Annotated in this window: 12 protein-coding genes and 2 pseudogenes; 11 read left to right on the top strand and 3 right to left on the bottom strand. The window is 64.6% G+C overall.

The annotated features are described in order from the left end of the window. The first annotated feature begins 151 nt into the window (after nt 1-151). Entirely contained in the window at nt 152-667 is a 516-nt protein-coding gene (locus IPP90_14360) for a type 1 glutamine amidotransferase (GenBank protein ID MBL0171874.1), read from the top strand. Next, complete coding sequence (locus IPP90_14355; GenBank protein ID MBL0171873.1) at nt 664-1,305, top strand: thioredoxin family protein; 642 nt, start codon at nt 664-666, stop codon at nt 1,303-1,305. The genes IPP90_14360 and IPP90_14355 overlap by 4 nt, the downstream gene beginning before the upstream one ends. Here the strand turns inward: IPP90_14355 and IPP90_14350 are convergent. After that, complete coding sequence (locus IPP90_14350; GenBank protein ID MBL0171872.1) at nt 1,302-1,748, bottom strand: Rrf2 family transcriptional regulator; 447 nt, start codon at nt 1,746-1,748, stop codon at nt 1,302-1,304. The two genes, IPP90_14355 and IPP90_14350, sit on opposite strands and share 4 nt — an antisense overlap. 179 nt (nt 1,749-1,927) lie before the next feature. On the opposite strand from IPP90_14350, the gene nosZ reads away from it, so the two are divergent. From nosZ to IPP90_14320, 6 genes and pseudogenes are all read left to right on the top strand, one after another. Further along, nucleotides 1,928-3,994, top strand: a complete 2,067-nt coding sequence (gene nosZ, locus IPP90_14345) for a Sec-dependent nitrous-oxide reductase (protein ID MBL0171871.1) — start codon at nt 1,928-1,930, stop codon at nt 3,992-3,994. Then, nucleotides 3,994-4,637: pseudogene (locus tag IPP90_14340) on the top strand (hypothetical protein). Before nosZ ends, IPP90_14340 begins: the two are co-directional and overlap by 1 nt. After that, on the top strand, nt 4,634-5,161 hold the full coding sequence (locus IPP90_14335) for a nitrous oxide reductase accessory protein NosL (protein ID MBL0171870.1): 528 nt from the start codon (nt 4,634-4,636) through the stop codon (nt 5,159-5,161). Before IPP90_14340 ends, IPP90_14335 begins: the two are co-directional and overlap by 4 nt. A 41-nt stretch (nt 5,162-5,202) precedes the next feature. Next, nucleotides 5,203-6,492: a nitrous oxide reductase family maturation protein NosD gene (locus IPP90_14330; GenBank protein ID MBL0171869.1), complete on the top strand. Its 1,290-nt coding sequence runs from the start codon at nt 5,203-5,205 to the stop codon at nt 6,490-6,492. Continuing rightward, complete coding sequence (locus tag IPP90_14325; GenBank protein MBL0171868.1) at nt 6,489-7,241, top strand: ABC transporter ATP-binding protein; 753 nt, start codon at nt 6,489-6,491, stop codon at nt 7,239-7,241. The genes IPP90_14330 and IPP90_14325 overlap by 4 nt, the downstream gene beginning before the upstream one ends. Next, entirely contained in the window at nt 7,238-8,032 is a 795-nt protein-coding gene (locus IPP90_14320) for an ABC transporter permease subunit (protein MBL0171867.1), read from the top strand. The genes IPP90_14325 and IPP90_14320 overlap by 4 nt, the downstream gene beginning before the upstream one ends. On the opposite strand, the pseudogene IPP90_14315 reads toward IPP90_14320, so the two are convergent. Further along, nucleotides 7,967-9,233 (bottom strand): annotated as a pseudogene (locus IPP90_14315) (glycosyltransferase). The gene IPP90_14320 and the pseudogene IPP90_14315 overlap by 66 nt on opposite strands. 230 nt (nt 9,234-9,463) lie before the next feature. Here IPP90_14315 and IPP90_14310 point away from each other — a divergent pair. From IPP90_14310 to IPP90_14300, 3 genes are read left to right on the top strand one after another with little or no spacing between them, the layout of a single operon-like run. Then, nucleotides 9,464-10,432, top strand: coding sequence for a nitronate monooxygenase (locus IPP90_14310; GenBank protein MBL0171866.1), 969 nt, complete (start codon nt 9,464-9,466; stop codon nt 10,430-10,432). Then, nucleotides 10,429-13,608, top strand: a complete 3,180-nt coding sequence (locus tag IPP90_14305) for a penicillin acylase family protein (protein ID MBL0171865.1) — start codon at nt 10,429-10,431, stop codon at nt 13,606-13,608. Before IPP90_14310 ends, IPP90_14305 begins: the two co-directional genes overlap by 4 nt. A gap of 3 nt (nt 13,609-13,611) precedes the next feature. Continuing rightward, nucleotides 13,612-15,087 carry a HAMP domain-containing protein gene (locus tag IPP90_14300; protein MBL0171864.1) on the top strand — a complete coding sequence of 492 codons (1,476 nt, stop codon included), beginning with the start codon at nt 13,612-13,614 and terminating at the stop codon, nt 15,085-15,087. Here the strand turns inward: IPP90_14300 and IPP90_14295 are convergent. Continuing rightward, the gene (locus tag IPP90_14295; protein ID MBL0171863.1) at nt 15,065-17,251 is read right to left on the bottom strand and encodes a TonB-dependent receptor; all 2,187 of its coding nucleotides are present in this window, start codon (nt 17,249-17,251) and stop codon (nt 15,065-15,067) included. The genes IPP90_14300 and IPP90_14295 overlap by 23 nt on opposite strands. Nucleotides 17,252-17,306 lie beyond the last annotated feature (55 nt).

Below are 17,306 nucleotides of genomic sequence, written 5' to 3'. Positions count from 1 at the left end.
CGCCCGCATCACGTCGGCTGGCTTTTCCGGACGGATGATCGCGATGACTAGCTTCAAAGATCCGTAAGGGTGGGTATGGTGCGACGGCCCTCGCGGTCACGTCGCCGAGTGACCTCGCCCCAGAATAGATCATCCCCTCCATTCGCCCAGCATGCCAAGCGGCACGATCGCCATCCTCGTCGGACCCGAATACGAAGACCTGGAAGTCTGGTATCCCAAGCTTCGACTCGAAGAAGCCGGTTATCACACGCCGCTCGTCGGCATGGGGGAGACGAAGTATCTGGGCAAGTGGGGCTATCCGGCCACCATGGACGCGTCGGCCGACGAGATCGACCCGGCCACACTCTGCGGCATTCTCGCGCCCGGCGGATGGGCGCCGGACAAGCTTCGCCGCGATCCGCACGTGCTGCGGTTGGTGCAGTCAGTCAATGAGGCCAATGGATTGGTCGCCACGATTTGTCACGGGCCGTGGATTCTCATTTCAGCAGGCATCGTGCGCGGTCGGACGCTCACGTCGACGGTCGGCATTCGCGACGACGTGATCAACGCCGGTGCCACCTGGGTCGACGCGCCGTCCGTGATCGACGGCAATCTGGTGAGCGCGCGAGTGCCCAAGGATCTGCCGGCCTTCACGCGGGCCATGCTGACGGTCCTGGAACGGCCGTGACCGAGTCCACCGAGTCGTTTACCAGCGAGTATCCCCGACCCGTCGGCAGCTGCGTGCATCTGGTATCGACAGCTGGGGTGCGAATGCACGAGGCCACATGGGACTCCGCGCGGTCGCTGGACGACTTCATCGCGCAGGCCACCGTGCATCAGGAGTTGTGGATGACCACGCGCCGCCTCGCCCGCATCAGTGATGCACATCGCCTCGCCGCCGGGTCGCTGGCGCATCCGCTGCGCCTGCTCGTGCTGCTGGAAGACTGGTGCGGCGACGCCATTCACACGATCCCCGTGGTGATGCGGCTTGTAGAGGCGACGCCGGCGGTGGTGCTGCGCGTGGTCCGTCGTGACGAACATGACCAGTTGATGGACGCCCACTTGACCGGCACGGCGCGCGCGATCCCGGTGGTCATCGCCTACGGCGCCAACGGCAACGAGTACGGTTGGTGGGGGCCGCGCCCGTCGGCGCTGGAAGCGTGGGTGTTACGCGACGGACTGGAGATGGAGAAGTCCGACCGTTATCGCGCGATTCGCACCTGGTATGCGCGTGACCGCGGCGCGACTACGGCCGCTGAGGTCCTCACCCTGCTGCAGCACGCGGACTCGGCAACCTCCGTCAGCCTTTCCGGCAGCGACGCCTAGACGCTGACCGAGGCGGTCTGCATCAGGCGCAGTAACTCCCGCCGCGGTTTCAGCACGTCTTCCAGGGTCTTGGCGTCGAGCACCGCGAAGAACGCGGACAGCGCATCATCGAGGACCGTGGCCAGACGACAGGCACTGGCAATGGGACAGGAGCGGTGCGTCGGATCGAAACAGTCGACCAACGCCAGATTCTCCTCGGTTTGACGAATCAGCGTGCCCAGCGACAGAGTGGACGGCTCGATGCTCAGCCGCGCCCCACCATGTCGTCCGCGCACGGTCTCCACGTAGCCCAGTGCCGACAGGCGTTGCACGATCTTCACCAGATGCTCGTACGACATGTTCATGCGCTCGGCGATTTCCGGGACGGGCACGGCCCGTTCCGGTTCGAGTCCAAGTACCATGAGGCAGCGCAAGGCATTGTCGCTGAAGCGTGTCAGGTGCATGGCAGGTGAACGTATTGGCCACCGCCGTCGGTTCCGTCGGGGTATCCCTGAGGATGATTCGGCGTTTCGCTGACTTCATTCTAGTATCTCATATCCGAGATTCGGTCTCGAACCTCACGGGCGCCGTCGGCGTCCCGCTGAACGTTCCTCGATCACCTATCGCTCTCGGGGCTTGTTCCATGTCCATCACGCGTCGCACCGGCTGGTTTGCGGCGGCCGCATCGGTTGCTGCATTGGTGCTGTACAGTTACGCCTGCGCACCGGCGAATCGGCCCGCCGGCGCCATTGGCGGTTCGGATGCCGCGACGAAGTCCTACGTGGCACCCGGGCAGTACGACGAGTTCTATGCGTTCCTGTCTGGGGGATTCAACGGGCAGATCGGCGTCTACGGGCTCCCGTCGGGCCGTCTGCTGAAGATCGTTCCCGTGTTCTCGCAATTTGCCGAGAATGGCTGGGGGTATTCCGAAGAGACCAAGCCCATGCTGGAGACGACCTTCGGCAACATCCCGTGGGACGACCTGCACCACACGGCGCTGTCGCAAACCAATGGCGAAGACGACGGTCGCTGGCTGTTCGTCAATGCCAACAACACACCGCGCGTGGCGCGCGTGGACCTGACCAACTTCGAAGCCTCCGAAATCCTGCAGATTCCGAACTCCGGTGGCAACCACGGATCGCCGTATATCACGTCGAACACCGAGTATGTGATTGCCTCGACCCGGTTCTCGATCCCGATCCCGCAGGCCGACGTGCCTATCACCGATTTCAAGAAGTCGTTCAAGGGCACCATCAGCTTTATCAAAGCCGGCGACGATGGCAAGATGGATGTCGCCTTCCAGTTTCTGGTGCCCGGCTTCGACTACGACCTGGCGCGGGCCGGCAAGGGACCGTCAAAGGATTGGGTCTTCTTCACCTCGTACAATACCGAGCAGGCCTACGAGAAACTCGAGATCAACGCGTCCAAGAATGACAAGGACTTCGTCGCCGCGATCAACTGGAAGTCGTTGGAGGCCTGTGCGCAGAGCGGCAAGGGCGAGAAGTGGCCGTCGGAATACGTGCACAACGTGATGGACAAGTTCAGTCGCGTGGCGCGCTCCGAGGTCAAGAAGGGCGTTACCATGCTGACTCCGGCCGCTTGCCCGGGGTCGATCTACTTCCTGCCGACACCCAAATCGCCGCATGGTGTCGATGTGGACCCGACGGGCGAATACATCGTGGCCGGCGGCAAGCTCGCGACCGTGATCCCCGTCCACTCGTTCAGCAAGATGATGAAGGCGATCGCCGACAAGGCGTTCGAAACGGAGGTTCAGGGGATACCCGTGTTCAAGTACGAGTCCGTCCTCGCCGGCGAAGTCAAGGACCCGGGACTGGGCCCGCTGCACACGGAATTCGACGGCAAGGGCTACGCCTACACCTCCATCTTCATCTCGTCTGAGATCGTGAAATGGAAGCTGGGCACCTGGGAGGTGGTGGATCGCACGCCGACGTTCTATTCAGTCGGACATCTCATGATTCCCGGCGGCGGCACCACGAAGCCAGCCGGCAAGTACGCGGTGGCGATGAACAAGATCACCAAGGACCGGTATCTGCCCACGGGTCCGGAGTTGGCGCAGTCGGCCCAGTTGTATGACATCTCCGGCGACAAGATGAAGCTCATCCTCGACTTCCCCACCACCGGCGAACCGCATTATGCGAACGTCATCGAGGCGTCGAAGATCACGAAGCAGCAGGTGAAGTACTTCAAGCTCGCCGAGAACACCCACCCGCAGGTGTCGAAATCCGAGCGTGAAACGGGCGTCGAACGCAAAGGCAAGGTGGTGCATGTTCGCATGACCGCCATTCGATCGCACTTCGCGCCAGACAACAGCGAAGGCGTGCAAGTGGGCGACACGGTGCTGTTCCACGTCACCAATCTCGAGCAGGATTGGGACATTCCGCACGGCTTCGCGATTCAGGGCGCTCAGAACTCCGAGTTGCTCATCATGCCAGGCGAGACGCGTACGCTGCGGTGGATTCCCCGATCCATCGGCGTGTTCCCGATGTACTGCACCGACTTCTGTTCGGCGCTGCATCAGGAGATGCAGGGATACGTTCGCGTGTCACCGGTTGGGTCCAGCGTGCCGCTGTCGGCGAATACGATCAAGAGCAAGGGACAGGTGGCACGGGCCGCCGCCATAGGGATCTCGCTCCCGACACCCACCGACGCGCCCCATTCCGCAGCCATGACGACGCCGAAGCCGAGGTAATGCCTGTGTCTAGCCGTGCGGTTCCTGGTGCAGGAAGCGCATCCGTTCGGGCCACTGTTCGAGGGCGCCTGCTGCTGGCGCTCTCGGCGGTGCTCCTCGGGTTCTCCGTTCTCTTCCCGCTGTGGCGGGTCTCACTGACGGCGCCGCAGTATCCTGAAGGACTGGGGATGTACATCTGGGCGCACACGGTGGCCGGCGTGGAACCGACAGACCTCCAGAATATCAACGGACTGAATCACTACATCGGGATGGCCACCATCGAGCCTGACGAGATTCCGGAATTGAAGCTGATGCGGCCCGGCATGATTGCCATGGCAGTCCTCGGACTCATTCTGGCCGCGGCCGGGCGACGTCGACTGATGCTGGCGTGGAGCGGCGTGCTGATCCTCGCCGCCATCGCCGGTATGGCCGACTTTTATAAATGGGAGTACGACTACGGGCATAACCTCGACCTGGAGCACGCCCCCATCAAGATTCGGGCATGGCCTATCAGCCACCGCTGATTGGCAGCAAGAAGTTGCTCAATTTCACCGCGACATCGCTTCCTGCGACGGGCGGCGCGCTGGCCATCGCCAGTGTCATCCTCTCGGCGGCGGCGGCGGTATCCGTGGCCGGTGCCGGACGCCAGCGGAGCCGCGGGTGAGGACGTGGACGTCGGTGCCGGGCGCGATCCTGTTGGCGCTCAGCATCGGCGCGTGTGACTCCGGTCCGCGCGCCCTGATTGCGGGCGAAGATGCCTGTCGCTATTGTCGCATGACCATCGACGACCCACGGTTTGGCGCGATCGTGATGACCTCACATGGCAAGATCGAGACATTCGATTCCATCGAATGTCTGGCGTCATTCGTGGCCGGTCTCCCCGCGACCGCGCCGGCCAAGGGCATCTGGGTGGCCGATTTCGAGCACCCGTCGCACTGGATCGACGTACATACGGCGAAATTCCTGCATCGGAGCCGATTGCGCTCGCCCATGGGCCGCGAGCTCGCAGCGTTTGATGTCGCCGCCTCGCCCGACTCGCTTCGGCAGGCGTACGGCGGAACAGTGCTCGACTGGCCCGCGGCGCAGAACGTCGTTCGCCAGAGCGCGTTTGCGCCAACGGGGGCGCCGGTCGACTTGACGATATCCGGTGCCGGCGCCGCCGCCGCCACGCCGGCACATACACATTGACCGACCTTGTGATTTCGCCGCACCACGCGTCGATTGCACCCATGTTTCGATCGCGCGCGGTGGGCGTCCTGATGCTCGTGATGGGCCCCGCCCTGCTCCCCGCGCAGTCGGTCGCGCGCGCACGCGATACCGTTTTCGTCACGCCGCGCTCGGTGACCTCGGCCTCCGCGCGAGGGGTGCACACGATTGCGGAAGCCGTACGTCTGGTATCCCGCGCCGGCGTGGTTCGCGTGCGTCCCGGCGTCTACGCCGAAACGACGATTGTCGTTCGACAACCGCTGACCCTGCTCGGTGACAGCGGCGCCGTGTTGGACGGCGAGGGCGTGCGCGAACTGCTGGTGGTTGGCGCCGACTCCGTCACCATACGGGGAATGACCTTTCGCAATACCGGCACCAGCCAGGCCACGGACCGCGCGGCCTTGCGCGTCATCGAATCGGCCGGGTGCCTCATCGAGTTCAATCGGTTCGAGAACACCCTCTTCGGCATCTATCTGCAACACGTCAGTGCCTGCCTCGTGCGACACAACGTCCTGCACGGCATGGCGGGCTCCCAGACCGTCACAGGCAACGGACTGCATTTGTGGTCCAGCCGCGACATCGTCCTCGAGGACAACATCATCGATGGACATCGCGATGGCATCTACTTCGAGTTCGTCACCCATGGCGTGGTGCGACGCAACATCAGCGAGAACAGTCACCGGTACGGGTTGCATTTCATGTTTTCCGATTCGTGTCGCTACGAGGGCAATACGTTCCGGGAGAATGAGTCCGGTGTCGCGGTCATGTACTCCAAGCAGGTGCGCATCGTCGGCAATCGGTTTGAGCGCAATGAGGGCAGTGCCGCATATGGACTGCTGCTCAAGGAGATCACGGACAGCGATGTACGCGACAATCTCTTTGCCGACAACTCGGTTGCGCTGCATATGGAAGGCGCGAGCCGCAATTCCATCGTGGACAACGATTTCATGCGAAATGGATGGGCCGTCCGGGTGCTGGCCGACGCGCAGGACAATGTGCTGCGCGGCAACGCCTTTTCCGGCAACGTGTTCGACGTCGGAACGAACAGCCGGAGCAACTACAGTACGTTCGACGGCGACTGGTGGGACCGGTATCGCGGCTACGATCTTGACCGGAACGGCCGAGGCGACGTGCCGCACGCCCCCGTGCGGCTGTTCTCGCTCCTGGTGGAGCGGGCGCCGGCCGCGCTCATCCTCACCCGCAGCGTCCTGGTGGACCTGCTGGACATCGCGGAACGCGTGCTCCCAGCGCTCAGTCCGGAGACCTTGCGCGATCGCGCCCCGCTGATGCACCCGCCGCGGAAGCTGCCGTGAGCACGTCATTCGTCTCCGTACGCGCACTCACCAAGTCGTACGGTCGTCAGCGCGTGCTGCAGGGCATCGATCTCGACGTGGCCTGCGGAGCCGTTACCGCGGTTATCGGCCCGAATGGCGCGGGCAAGACGACACTCAACAAGGCGCTGCTTGGCCTCGTGCACCCGGACAGTGGCACCATCACACTCGACGGACGCGATACGGCGGGTCACACGGCGCATCGTGCACGCATCGGCTACATGCCGCAGGCGCCGCGCTTCCCCGAGAACTTCTCGGCGCGAGACGTGCTGACCCTGCTCACCGATCTGCGCGGCGCCACGCGCCCCCGGGATGAGTCACTTGTCGCGGCCTTTGCCGTGGAGCCGTTTCTCGACCAGTCGATCCGCGAGCTGTCGGGGGGCCAACGGCAGCGACTGAACGCGGCGGCCGCCTTTCTCTTCACCCCCGATCTGCTGTTGCTGGATGAGCCCACGGCCGGACTCGATCCGGTGGCCAGCGGGATCCTCAAGGACAAGATCCGCGAGGTGCGCGACGATGGCCGAGCCGTCATCATCACGTCGCACATCCTCAGCGAGTTGGAAGAGTTTGCCGATACCGTCGTGTTCCTGCACGAAGGACGGGTGCGCTGGTCCGGTCCACTCGACGCCCTCCTGAGCAGCACCGGCGCGCCGACGCTGGAGCGCGCGATTGCACAGCTCATGCAGGCGCAGTCGGGGGCGGCCTCCGCCGTGCCGGGAGTACCGGCATGAGCGGCGTGATTGGCACGGTACTGCGACATGAGATGCGCAATCTGCTGCGGAATCGCGGCGTGCTGCTGTTTGGCGTCAGTATCCTGTTGATCAGCGAAACGGTGTTGCGCCTGACGGGCACGGCGCCGCGCGCGCTCATCACCATGCTCAATCTGGTGCTGCTCGTGGTGCCCCTCGTGACGATCATGTTCGGCGTGATTTCCTGGCACGCGTCACGCGAATTCAATGAGCTGCTGCTGGCACAACCGGTGCGACGCGGCAAGCTGTTCGCGGGACTGTACCTTGGGTTGGTGGCCCCGCTGGCCGCCGTGTTCGCGGTCGGCCTGCTGATTCCATTTCTGATTCATCGGGCCATCACGCCGGACGCATGGCGGTTGTTGTTGACGACGCTCGCCAGCGGCATCGCGCTCACCTTCGTGTTTGGCGGCCTGGCCCTGCTGATTGGCGTCCTGGTGGACGATCGGTTGCGCGGGGTGGCGCTGGCCCTCGCGATTTGGCTGCTGTTGACGGTGGCGTATGACGGACTGGTGCTGCTGGTGGCGACGACCTTCGCTGACTACCCGCTCGAGCGTCCGATGCTGGTACTCACGTTGCTCAATCCGGTCGATCTGGCCCGCACCATGATTGTCATGCAAAGCGACACCGCCGCGTTAATGGGCTATACGGGCGCGGTCATGCATCGTTTTCTCGGAAGCTCCCGCGGCACGGTCCTGGCGCTGACCGGGCTAGTGCTGTGGATCGTCGTTCCGGCCTGGGCGGGACGCCGCGCGTTCCAGCGTCGCGATTTCTGAACGACCGCCAAGCGGACCATAGGCGCGCCCGCGCCAGCGTTTCGGACTGCGTGCCGTACTGATCGTCAAACGTACGGCCGCCGGAATATCCGCCAGCCACGACAACCAGAACGCCGACCCCCGCTCGGCATAGCTGCCCCGAAGCGCCACGAGCAGCATCAGCCGTACGCCGAGCGCGCACGCGTTGACCACCAGCAACGCCACCAGCAACAGGTGGCGTGTGTGGCTGGCCAGCGGCGCCGGCGTGTCCACCAACAGCGCGAGTCCCAGCACCACCAGCATCGGCAGCGGCAGGGCCTGGGTCGACCACACCAGCAGCAGGTCGAGCCAGCGGCGCCAGACGGGCGTTGCGTCCTTCAAGTCGAAACTCCGGCCCCATTCGCGCCACATCTCACCCACCGACGAATACGAACGCACGCCGATGATCTCCGACCCGTCGAGAAATCCAACGCGAGCACCGCGCGCGCCAGGTGACGCGCCAGCGTGACGTCATCGCTGAACGAGGCACGCGCCGGGGCGTATCCACCATGCTGCACCAGAAGCGCACGACGCGCCAGAAAGCATTGGCCATTGGCCAGCACGCGGTCGGGGGGGGGCTGGGTGGTTCCCGCAGCGCCGCAACGGTACACCAACGACACCAGCATGGCGGACTGCACAAAGCGTTCGGCAGCCGACTGCCCTTCGAATCGCGGCGAGAACGACACCACGTCGAACCGATCTCGCTGCGCGGCGGCGACCACTGCACCCACCAGTCCCGGCGCGGGAATCGTATCGGCATCGATGCCCAACACCCATTCGCCGCGCGCCTGTCGCAATCCTGTCTCCAACGCCCACACCTTGCCAACCCATCCATCGGGCAATGGGTCGTCGGTGATCAATCGAATTCGCCCGTCACGTGACGCCGCCGCCTCAACCAACTCGCGTGTGCCGTCGGTGGACCGGCTGTCCACCACCAGCACTTCGAGCATGGGGGCGTCTGCGCCATCAGCCCCTCCAGGCAGGGCGACAGCCGCTTCGCTTCGTTGAGCGTGGCCACCACTACCGTCACGGTGGTATCCGAGCTCGCGCCAACCATGGGCCGTACCGCCGGCCGGCGCGTGCGCCCTGGCATGAGGCGCACCAGCAATACCAGCAGCATGGCGACCTGCGTCGCGAGCAACACACCGCCCACCCAGTACTCGTTCGGCGCTACCAACCGCATCATCTGAGACTTGTCCTCGAGCGTTGCGGTTGTGGGCGAGAGGTCGCCGGGCCTGTGCGGCACCACAAGTTGCGTGATGCTGCCGGGAAACGCTACGCACCCAAGGACCGCCCGCGGTCATCTGGCCCTGTCTCGCTTCGTCACGGTTAGGTATGCTATGCGGCGAGCGGTGCGAACGGTTCCCACCGGCTGCCAGGCGCCCAACCCAGGACATCTTCGTGACGCTGCTGATGGAGCACGCCCACATCGCCGTACCACTCATCTGCGGCCCGATGTACCCGTGCAGCAATCCGGAGCTGGTGGCCGCCGTCAGTCGGGCGGGCGCGCTGGGCGTCGTACAACCGATCGCCCTGACGTACGTGCACGGTCATGATTTTCGGGAAGGCCTGCGTTTGATCCGCCGACTCGCGGAGGACAGGCCGATCGGCTTCAATGCGCTCATCGAAGCGTCCAGCTCAACCTATCACAACCGGATGGTTCGCTGGGTGGACATCGCGTTGGAGGAGGGGGTGCGATTCTTTCTCACGTCGCTGGGGAATCCCCGGTGGGTTGCCGACCGTGTGCACGCCGCAGGTGGCGTGGTGTACCACGATATCACGGAGCGCAAATGGGCCCTCAAGGGGCGTGATGGCGGCGTCGATGGCCTGATCGCTGTGAACCGCGAAGCCGGAGGGCACACGGGTTCGCGCGACCCGCGGGCACTGCTCGACGAAATCGGAGACCTCGGGCTCCCCGTGGTGGCCGCCGGAGGCGTGGGCAATCCCGCGCAATTTCGTGCCCTGCTGGACATGGGGTATGCCGGGGTGCAGCTGGGGACGCGGTTCATCGCCACCACGGAGTGCAATTCCGACCCCGCCTACAAGCAAGCGATTGTCACCGCCACCTCCCGTGATGTTGTGCTGACCGAACGCCTGACGGGTGTACCGGTCTCGGTGTTGCGAACGCCGTATGTGGAGCGACTCGGCACGACCGTGAGTCCCATGGCCCGATGGATGTTTCGCGGCCGACGCACCAAGCGCTGGATTCGGACGTGGTACGCGTTGCGCTCGTTGCGGCAGCTCAAGCGCTCCAGCGTGGATGGCGCCAATCAGGAGTACTGGCAGGCGGGCCGCAGCGTCGATGTCATTCATGACATCCGGCCGGCTGGCGACATCGTCGCGGAATTCGCGGCGACACTTACGGAGGCCGTGGCGCGATGACCGGACCGGTTCGTGGGTTCGTCGGAAACGCGGTGCTGTGCGCCCTCGTGGTGTTCACATGGCCGGGCCGAGTTGAGGCCCAGCGCAGCGCATCGTCCGATACGTCGTCGACGTCGTTGCGGGTGCCGGGGCTTCGCGCGCCGGTGACATTGCTGCGCGATTCGGCCGGCATCGTGCACATCCGGGCCAGCAATGAACACGACATGTTTTTCGCGCAAGGCTACAGTGCGGCGCGGGATCGATTGTTCCAGCTCGAACTGTGGCGACGTCAGGCAACCGGCACGATGGCCGAGGTGCTCGGCCCGCGCTGGGTAGCGCGCGATCGCGCCTCACGCCTGCTCCGCTATCGCGGGTCGATGGTCGCCGAGTTGGCACACTATCATCCCCGCGGTGCCACCATCATCACGGCCTTCAGCGACGGCGTGAACGCCTACATCGCCCGCGTGCAACGCGACCCGGCGTTGATGCCACCGGAACTGACGTGGCTGGGCATCACGCCCGGTCGCTGGACGCCCGAGATTGTGGTTTCTCGTCACAATGCGCTCGCCGCGAATTCCAAGGACGAAATGCCGACGGCACGCGCCGTGCGCGCCATTGGCGAAGACGCCGTGCGCCGTCGGCGACTGTTCGAGCCGGCGCCGGCGCGGCTTGCCCTCGATTCCGCGGTGGCCCGACTGTTGGATGCGGTCACCGACAATGCCGTGATGGCACCATACGATGGGGCCAAGAACGTGCCGGTGTTCCGCGCCGAGGAGGTGGCGGCATCCGTGCGTCGGCCCGCGTCGAGTCCGACATCTGGCGACACCGGCAACGTCAACGGACCGACACCAGAGCGCTGGGAAAGCAACAACTGGGTGGTGGCGGGATCGCGAACGGCCAGCGGCAAGCCGATCGTGGCCAACGATCCGCATCGCACGATCGCGACGCCGTCGCTGCGCTATCTGGTGCATTTGACTGCACCGGGGTGGGACGTGATCGGCGGTGGCGAGCCGGCGATTCCGGGCGTGGCCATCGGGCACAATCGCGCGGGCGCTTGGGGGCTGACAATTTTCGGCATCGATGCCGAAGACCTCTACGTCTACGATACCGGTGAGCGCGATGCGCGGGCCTATCGTTACGACGGTCGCTTCGAGCGCATGCGGGAAGTGGTTGATACCATTCGCGTGAAGGGCGTTGCGCCGCACGTCATCACCATGCGCTTCACACGCCACGGTCCGGTGCTGTATGAAGACACGGTGACGCACGTGGCGGTCGCCTTGCGCGCCGCCTGGCTGGAGGTGGGCGGCGCACCCTATCTGGCAAGCCTGCGCATCGATCAGGCGAGCAACTGGTCCGCATTTCGGCAGGCGCTTGGCTATGCACACATGCCTTCGCTCAATTGGGTGTGGGGCGACACCAGTGGGGTCATCGGCTGGCAGAGCGCCGGCATCGCACCAGTCCGAAAGAACTGGGATGGACTGGTGCCGGTGCCGGGTGACGGGCGCTATGAATGGGCTGGGTTCCTGCCCATTGCGCAATTGCCGCATCTCGTGTCGCCGCCGAAAGGCGCCTTCGGCACCGCCAATGCCTTCAACGTGCCTGCGGACTATCCGCACTTCAACGCGTTGGCACGCACATGGGCCGAACCCTGGCGGCTCAAGCGTCTGACGGAAGTGCTGGACACCGTGCATGGTGCCACGGTGAGCAGCATGGCAACCCTGCAACATGACGAATCCCCAATGGCCGCCCGGCAACTCGTGCCGTTGCTCCGGAACATCGAACTGACTGGCGACCTGGCCAAGGCCGCGCGGGATTCACTGTTTGCGTGGAATGGGGTGCTGTCAGCCAACTCGGTTGGCGCGGCGATCTACGCCGTCTGGGAGCGCCGAATTTCCGCGCACACTGCCGACATGGTGCTGCCGTTGGTGGTGCGTCCAATCATGCGCACCGTGCCATTGTCCCGTACGATTGACTGGTTGGCATCGGCCGATACCATCCTCGGCGCGCATCCGACGGTCGCCCGCGACTCCATTCTGGTTCGGGCGTTCAACGAGGCGATCCGGGATTTGACCGGACGCTTTGGTCGAGACATCGGGATGTGGCGCTACGGTAGTGACAAGCTGCACTACGTTCGCATCGCACACGCGCTCGATGGTGTCGTTGCCGATTCGATCAAGGGGCGGTTGTCGCCGGGTCCGCTGCCGCGGGGCGGCTATGCCAACACGCTGAACGCGACGGGTAATTCGGACAACCAGACAGCCGGTGCCAGCCTGCGGGTGGTGATCGACCTGGCCAACTGGGAGACGGCGATTGCGACGAACACGCCGGGGCAGAGCGGTGATCCTCGCAGTCCGCACTATCGCGATCTCTTCGCGCTCTGGGCCCGCGGTGAGTATGTGCCCCTGCCCTTTGGACGGCAGGCGGTGGATCGTCGGACTGAGCGTCGCGGACGTGATCCGGCCATGAATCGCCCTGCGGCGCCCATGCATCTCCTGCTGGCCGAGGATGACCGGCAACTTCGCGCGTCCATCGTGCGCGGCTTGCGAGAGGCATCCTACACCGTGGAACCGACCGGCTCCGGAACGCAGGCCCTCGCATTGGCGGAATCGCACGCGTTCGACGCGATCATCCTGGACGTGCTGTTGCCGGGCATGAGCGGGCTACTCGTCTGCCGGGCCATTCGCGCGCGCGATGATCGGGTGCCGATTCTCATGCTGACGGCGCTCGACAGCGTGGAGCAGCGAATCGCCGGCCTCGACGAAGGGGCCGACGACTACGTCACCAAACCGTTTGACTTTGGCGAACTGCTGGCCCGACTGCGCGCCCTGACCCGGCGACATCACGACGCAGCCACTGCGCCACTGGTGGTGGGTGATCTGGTCATCGACACCAGGCGGCATACGGTGCATCGCGGCGACCGTGAAATTACCCTCACAGCCAAGGAATTCGCGTTGCTGCACTATCTCGCCCGCCACGCCGGGACGGTAGTGAGTCGTGCCGACCTGATGACCCACGTGTGGGATGATCAGCGTACCAACTACACCAATATCATCGACGTGTACGCCAGTCGGTTGCGCCGAAAGATCGATGAGGGCGAGGTGCAGCCGCTGTTCACGACGTTGCGCGGGACGGGATTCCTGCTGGAAGCACCCGCACCGGTCGCGCCGGCGCGACCTCGTCCCGTGCGGCGAAGCTGATCGATGTTCGCGTGGCCGTCGTCTCTCCGTTCGCGACTCACGCTGTGGTACACCATACTGCTGGCTGTCCCGCTGATCGCGTTTGCGCTGGTCTGCTATGTCGCCGTGTCACGTACGCTGGAGCGACGCACCGACGTGTTCATTGGCGACGCACTGACCGCTTTTGCCCGCGAACTCGCGGCCGAACGGCGCGCCGCCTGGCCGGTGCGCGAGTCGATGCAGCGTACGGTGGACGAAGTGCGCTTCCGGGAATTGCACATCGCGATTCTCGACAAGGACGCGGCGGTCATCGCCATGAGCACGCTGGCCGAGAATGATGACGCCGCCGCGGAAAGCGCCAGTCGGCCCTCGGCCGACATGGAGCGCGATGTGCTGGCCGCGCTGCGGATGCGTGACCGCTCCCTGCCCGTTACACTGAGCGTGGCCAGCCATGGCAGCCGGTTTCGCGTGCTGGCACGTCCGTTCGAGGCCGAGCGACAGCCGTTCACCCTGACGGGCACGTATGCGCTGCGTGACATCGATGCGGTGTTGCGGCAACTGCGCGAGATCTTTCAGTTGGCGATTCCCGTGATGCTGCTGGGTGCCGCCGCTGGCGGCAGTGCACTGGCCCGCCGCAGCCTTGCGCCGGTGGCCGCCATGGCCGCGCAGGCGGCGGCGATCAGCGAGCGCAATCTGCACCAACGCCTGCCGGCTTCCGGCGGCGATGAACTCGTGGGGCTCGCCCGCGTGGTGAACGGACTGCTGGATCGACTGGAAACCAGTTTTGACCGTCAGCGGCGCTTCATCAGCGATGCGTCGCATGAATTACGGACGCCCACGGCGGTCGTCCGCACCGAGGCGGATGTCACCCTTTCGCGCGAGCATCGCAGCGAAGAGGAGTATCGCGGATCGGTGGCGGTCATTCGCGACGCAGCGCGGCGCCTGACCCGCATTGTCGACGATCTGTTCCTGCTCTCGCGTGCCGACTCGGGTCACCTGGTGCCACGACGGGATGCCCTCTATCTCGATGAGGTCGTCCACCACGCCACCCGGGCCGTGCGATCGGTCGCTCAGCAGCGCGGCGTGGAGGTCGAGCTGCACGCCCTCATCGAGGCGCCGTGTGTCGGCGACGAGGATCTCCTCGGCCGACTGGTACTCAATCTCCTCGACAACGCCATCAAATATTCGCCCACGGGCGCCACGGTGGACGTGGTGATGTCACAGCAATCCACAGAATACGTCGTCACGGTGACCGACGCCGGTCCGGGAATCCCCCCCGCTGAACGGGAACGCGTGTTCGAACGATTCGTGCGACTCGACACCGCGCGCTCCCGCACCGACGACAGTACGACGAGCGGCGCCGGCCTGGGCCTGGCCATCGCTCGCCGCATTGCCGAGATGCATGGCGGTCGGTTGGTGATCGCCGAGTCGCGTCCGGGTCGAACCGTTTTTCAGCTGGTGTTGCCCAGTGCGCCCCTTACCGCCCCCGTGACACACTGAAGCTGACCAGCACACTGCGCGGGCTGCCGGGCTCGTACGCCAGAGGCACGTTGCTCACCACGTCGGGGTTGAGATAGGCGCTGCCGATCCACTTCCGGTCGGTCAGATTCTCCACGCTCACAAAGCCCCGCACATACGTGTCGCCCACGTGCATGAGCCGATCGGCGCGAATCCCCACGCCGATGATGTGTGACGCGTCAACCGTCACCTTGTTGGCATCGTCCGCGAAGTAGCTGCCAGTACCCTGTATGCCGGCCTGCAGCGCGAGACCCAACGGGGCCGTGCTGGGCGCGAACACCAGATTGGACGAGTAGAACCAGTCGGGAATACCGACAATCCTGTTGCCCGAGTAGTCCGCGAACACGCCCGCCTTGGCCGCGCTGTAGTGCACGGAGTCAACCAGATACTTCTGGTAGGTGTTCCTGGATAGCGTGAGGGCGTTCTGCAGGCTGAATCCATGTTTGGCGTGCGCTGTCAGGCCGATTTCGAGACCCATGCGACGCGCTTCACCGGCGGTGAAATAGAATCGCCCCCCGCGATACGGCACGATTTCGTTGGCAACATTGGTGAGATAGCCAGCGACATCGTAGCTGACCGTCTGGACAAAATGCTCACCCGTACCAACTGCAAAGGCGTGCTTGGAGCCCAGCTCAAAGGTGGTCGAGCGAATGGGCTCCAGCAGCGGATTGATCGCGGTCACCGTGTCCTGGCCAAAGGTGCTGGCCGGATCGGTCTCGTTGCCCGCGGGCGCTTCGATGCCGCCTCCGACATTCGCGTAGAACGTATGTGTGGGCGAGACGCGCCAGGTCGCACCGAGCTTGGGTGTCACGCGCGCAAAGCGCTTGCTGGCGTTGGTCTTGGCGTCGATGAAGCTCTGATAGTAGTAGCTGATGGCATCCGCCCGCGCGCCAACGGTGAGCGCCAACTTGTCGGAGACGGACAACTCATCCTCGGCATAAATGCCTGAGTTATAGGCACCCTCTTTCTTGTTGTCGCGCAAATCCGCCGCACGCTTTCCGGCCGCCGTCAATCCGTAGAACAGGATCGCACCGTCCTGATAGGCCTGGTCAATGCCACTCGTGAACCGATTGGACTTCCCGCCCAGGACTTCCACGCGATTGTACTGGACGTTGCCTCCCACATGGTAACGCGTGAAATCCCGGAAGGTGCCGCGCTCGGAGCGCTGCAGGAACTTGGGGTTCACATACGCGGTCGTCGACACCGACTGCTTGGCGTCGATTTTGTGCTCGACCGCCATGCCCAGTCGACCCAGACGATTGTAGCGCCGTTCGTCGCGGGTGTTGTAGGTGGCGTTGGCCTGCTTGGGATCGGCGGCAACCTGGGCGGCGGACAACGGGCCCGGGATGTGCATCAGATTGTTGGCGCCGAGCAGATGCATTCGCACGAGCGTCTTCTCGCCAACCGGCGTGGCCAGGCCGGCGTTGAACAGCACGCGGCGCGCATCGGAGTTCACGCGCCACCCGTCCAACGTGGTGTTGGTGAGCGTGGCATAGGCGACGCCGCCATTGCCCACTGGCGCACCTATTTGCGCGACATACCGCTGCATGCCGAAGCTGCCGCTCATCATCTGCACCGACGAGAACGGACGATCGACACCATTGGGCACCGTGGACACGCTCACCACGCCGCCGGCCGCATTGCCCCACAGCGAGCTGGCGTTGGAGCGAATCACGTCGATGCCTTCCGACGCCGCGAGGTCGATGTTGTCAAACGAAGTGCGTCCGTCGGGTTCAGTTTCCGGAATGCCATCCAACAGCACGCGAATGCCTCGCGACGTGCCGGCATTTGAGCGATCACCGGCCCCTCGCGCACCGAAGCCACGGATGGTGATCCGCACATCGGACGTCCCATAGCGTGATTGCACCAGGGCGCCGGGCACGCCCGCCATGGCGTCATTCAGGCCGAAACCGGACTTGGCGGCGTAGGCCGAGCGATCGACGTGCGTAATGGCCAGCGGTGATCCGAAGCCTGACTGACCGCTGCGGGTGGCTCGCACGTTCACCGGTACGAGGCGCTGCGCAGCGCTGTCGCGCGCGGCGGCCGAGTCCGGCTTGGTGACCTGCGCGAACACGGCCGCGGGGACGGTGAGGATGACAGCCAGGCTGCCGGCAAACAGCGTGCGGGAGAAGCCATTCAGGCGCATGAGAGATCCGAGGCGGGAACATGAATTTTTCATGAACGCCAGAATGTACGACGTC

The sequence above is a fragment of the Gemmatimonadaceae bacterium genome (assembly GCA_016720905.1).
In the GTDB taxonomy this organism is placed as follows: Bacteria; Gemmatimonadota; Gemmatimonadetes; order Gemmatimonadales; family Gemmatimonadaceae; genus Gemmatimonas.
Note: the sequence above shows the minus strand (reverse complement) of the source record. Positions and strands in the feature narration are given on the sequence as shown.

Bases quoted from the DNA above. Each gene is read 5' to 3' on its own strand.
- IPP90_14360 (MBL0171874.1), top strand. From the start codon at position 152: ATGCCAAGCGGCACGATCGCCATCCTCGTCGGACCCGAATACGAAGAC.
- IPP90_14350 (MBL0171872.1), bottom strand. From the start codon at position 1,748: ATGCACCTGACACGCTTCAGCGACAATGCCTTGCGCTGCCTCATGGTA.
- nosZ (MBL0171871.1), top strand. From the start codon at position 1,928: ATGTCCATCACGCGTCGCACCGGCTGGTTTGCGGCGGCCGCATCGGTT.
- IPP90_14330 (MBL0171869.1), top strand. From the start codon at position 5,203: ATGTTTCGATCGCGCGCGGTGGGCGTCCTGATGCTCGTGATGGGCCCC.
- IPP90_14320 (MBL0171867.1), top strand. From the start codon at position 7,238: ATGAGCGGCGTGATTGGCACGGTACTGCGACATGAGATGCGCAATCTG.
- IPP90_14310 (MBL0171866.1), top strand. From the start codon at position 9,464: ATGGAGCACGCCCACATCGCCGTACCACTCATCTGCGGCCCGATGTAC.
- IPP90_14305 (MBL0171865.1), top strand. From the start codon at position 10,429: ATGACCGGACCGGTTCGTGGGTTCGTCGGAAACGCGGTGCTGTGCGCC.
- IPP90_14300 (MBL0171864.1), top strand. From the start codon at position 13,612: ATGTTCGCGTGGCCGTCGTCTCTCCGTTCGCGACTCACGCTGTGGTAC.
- IPP90_14295 (MBL0171863.1), bottom strand. From the start codon at position 17,251: ATGCGCCTGAATGGCTTCTCCCGCACGCTGTTTGCCGGCAGCCTGGCT.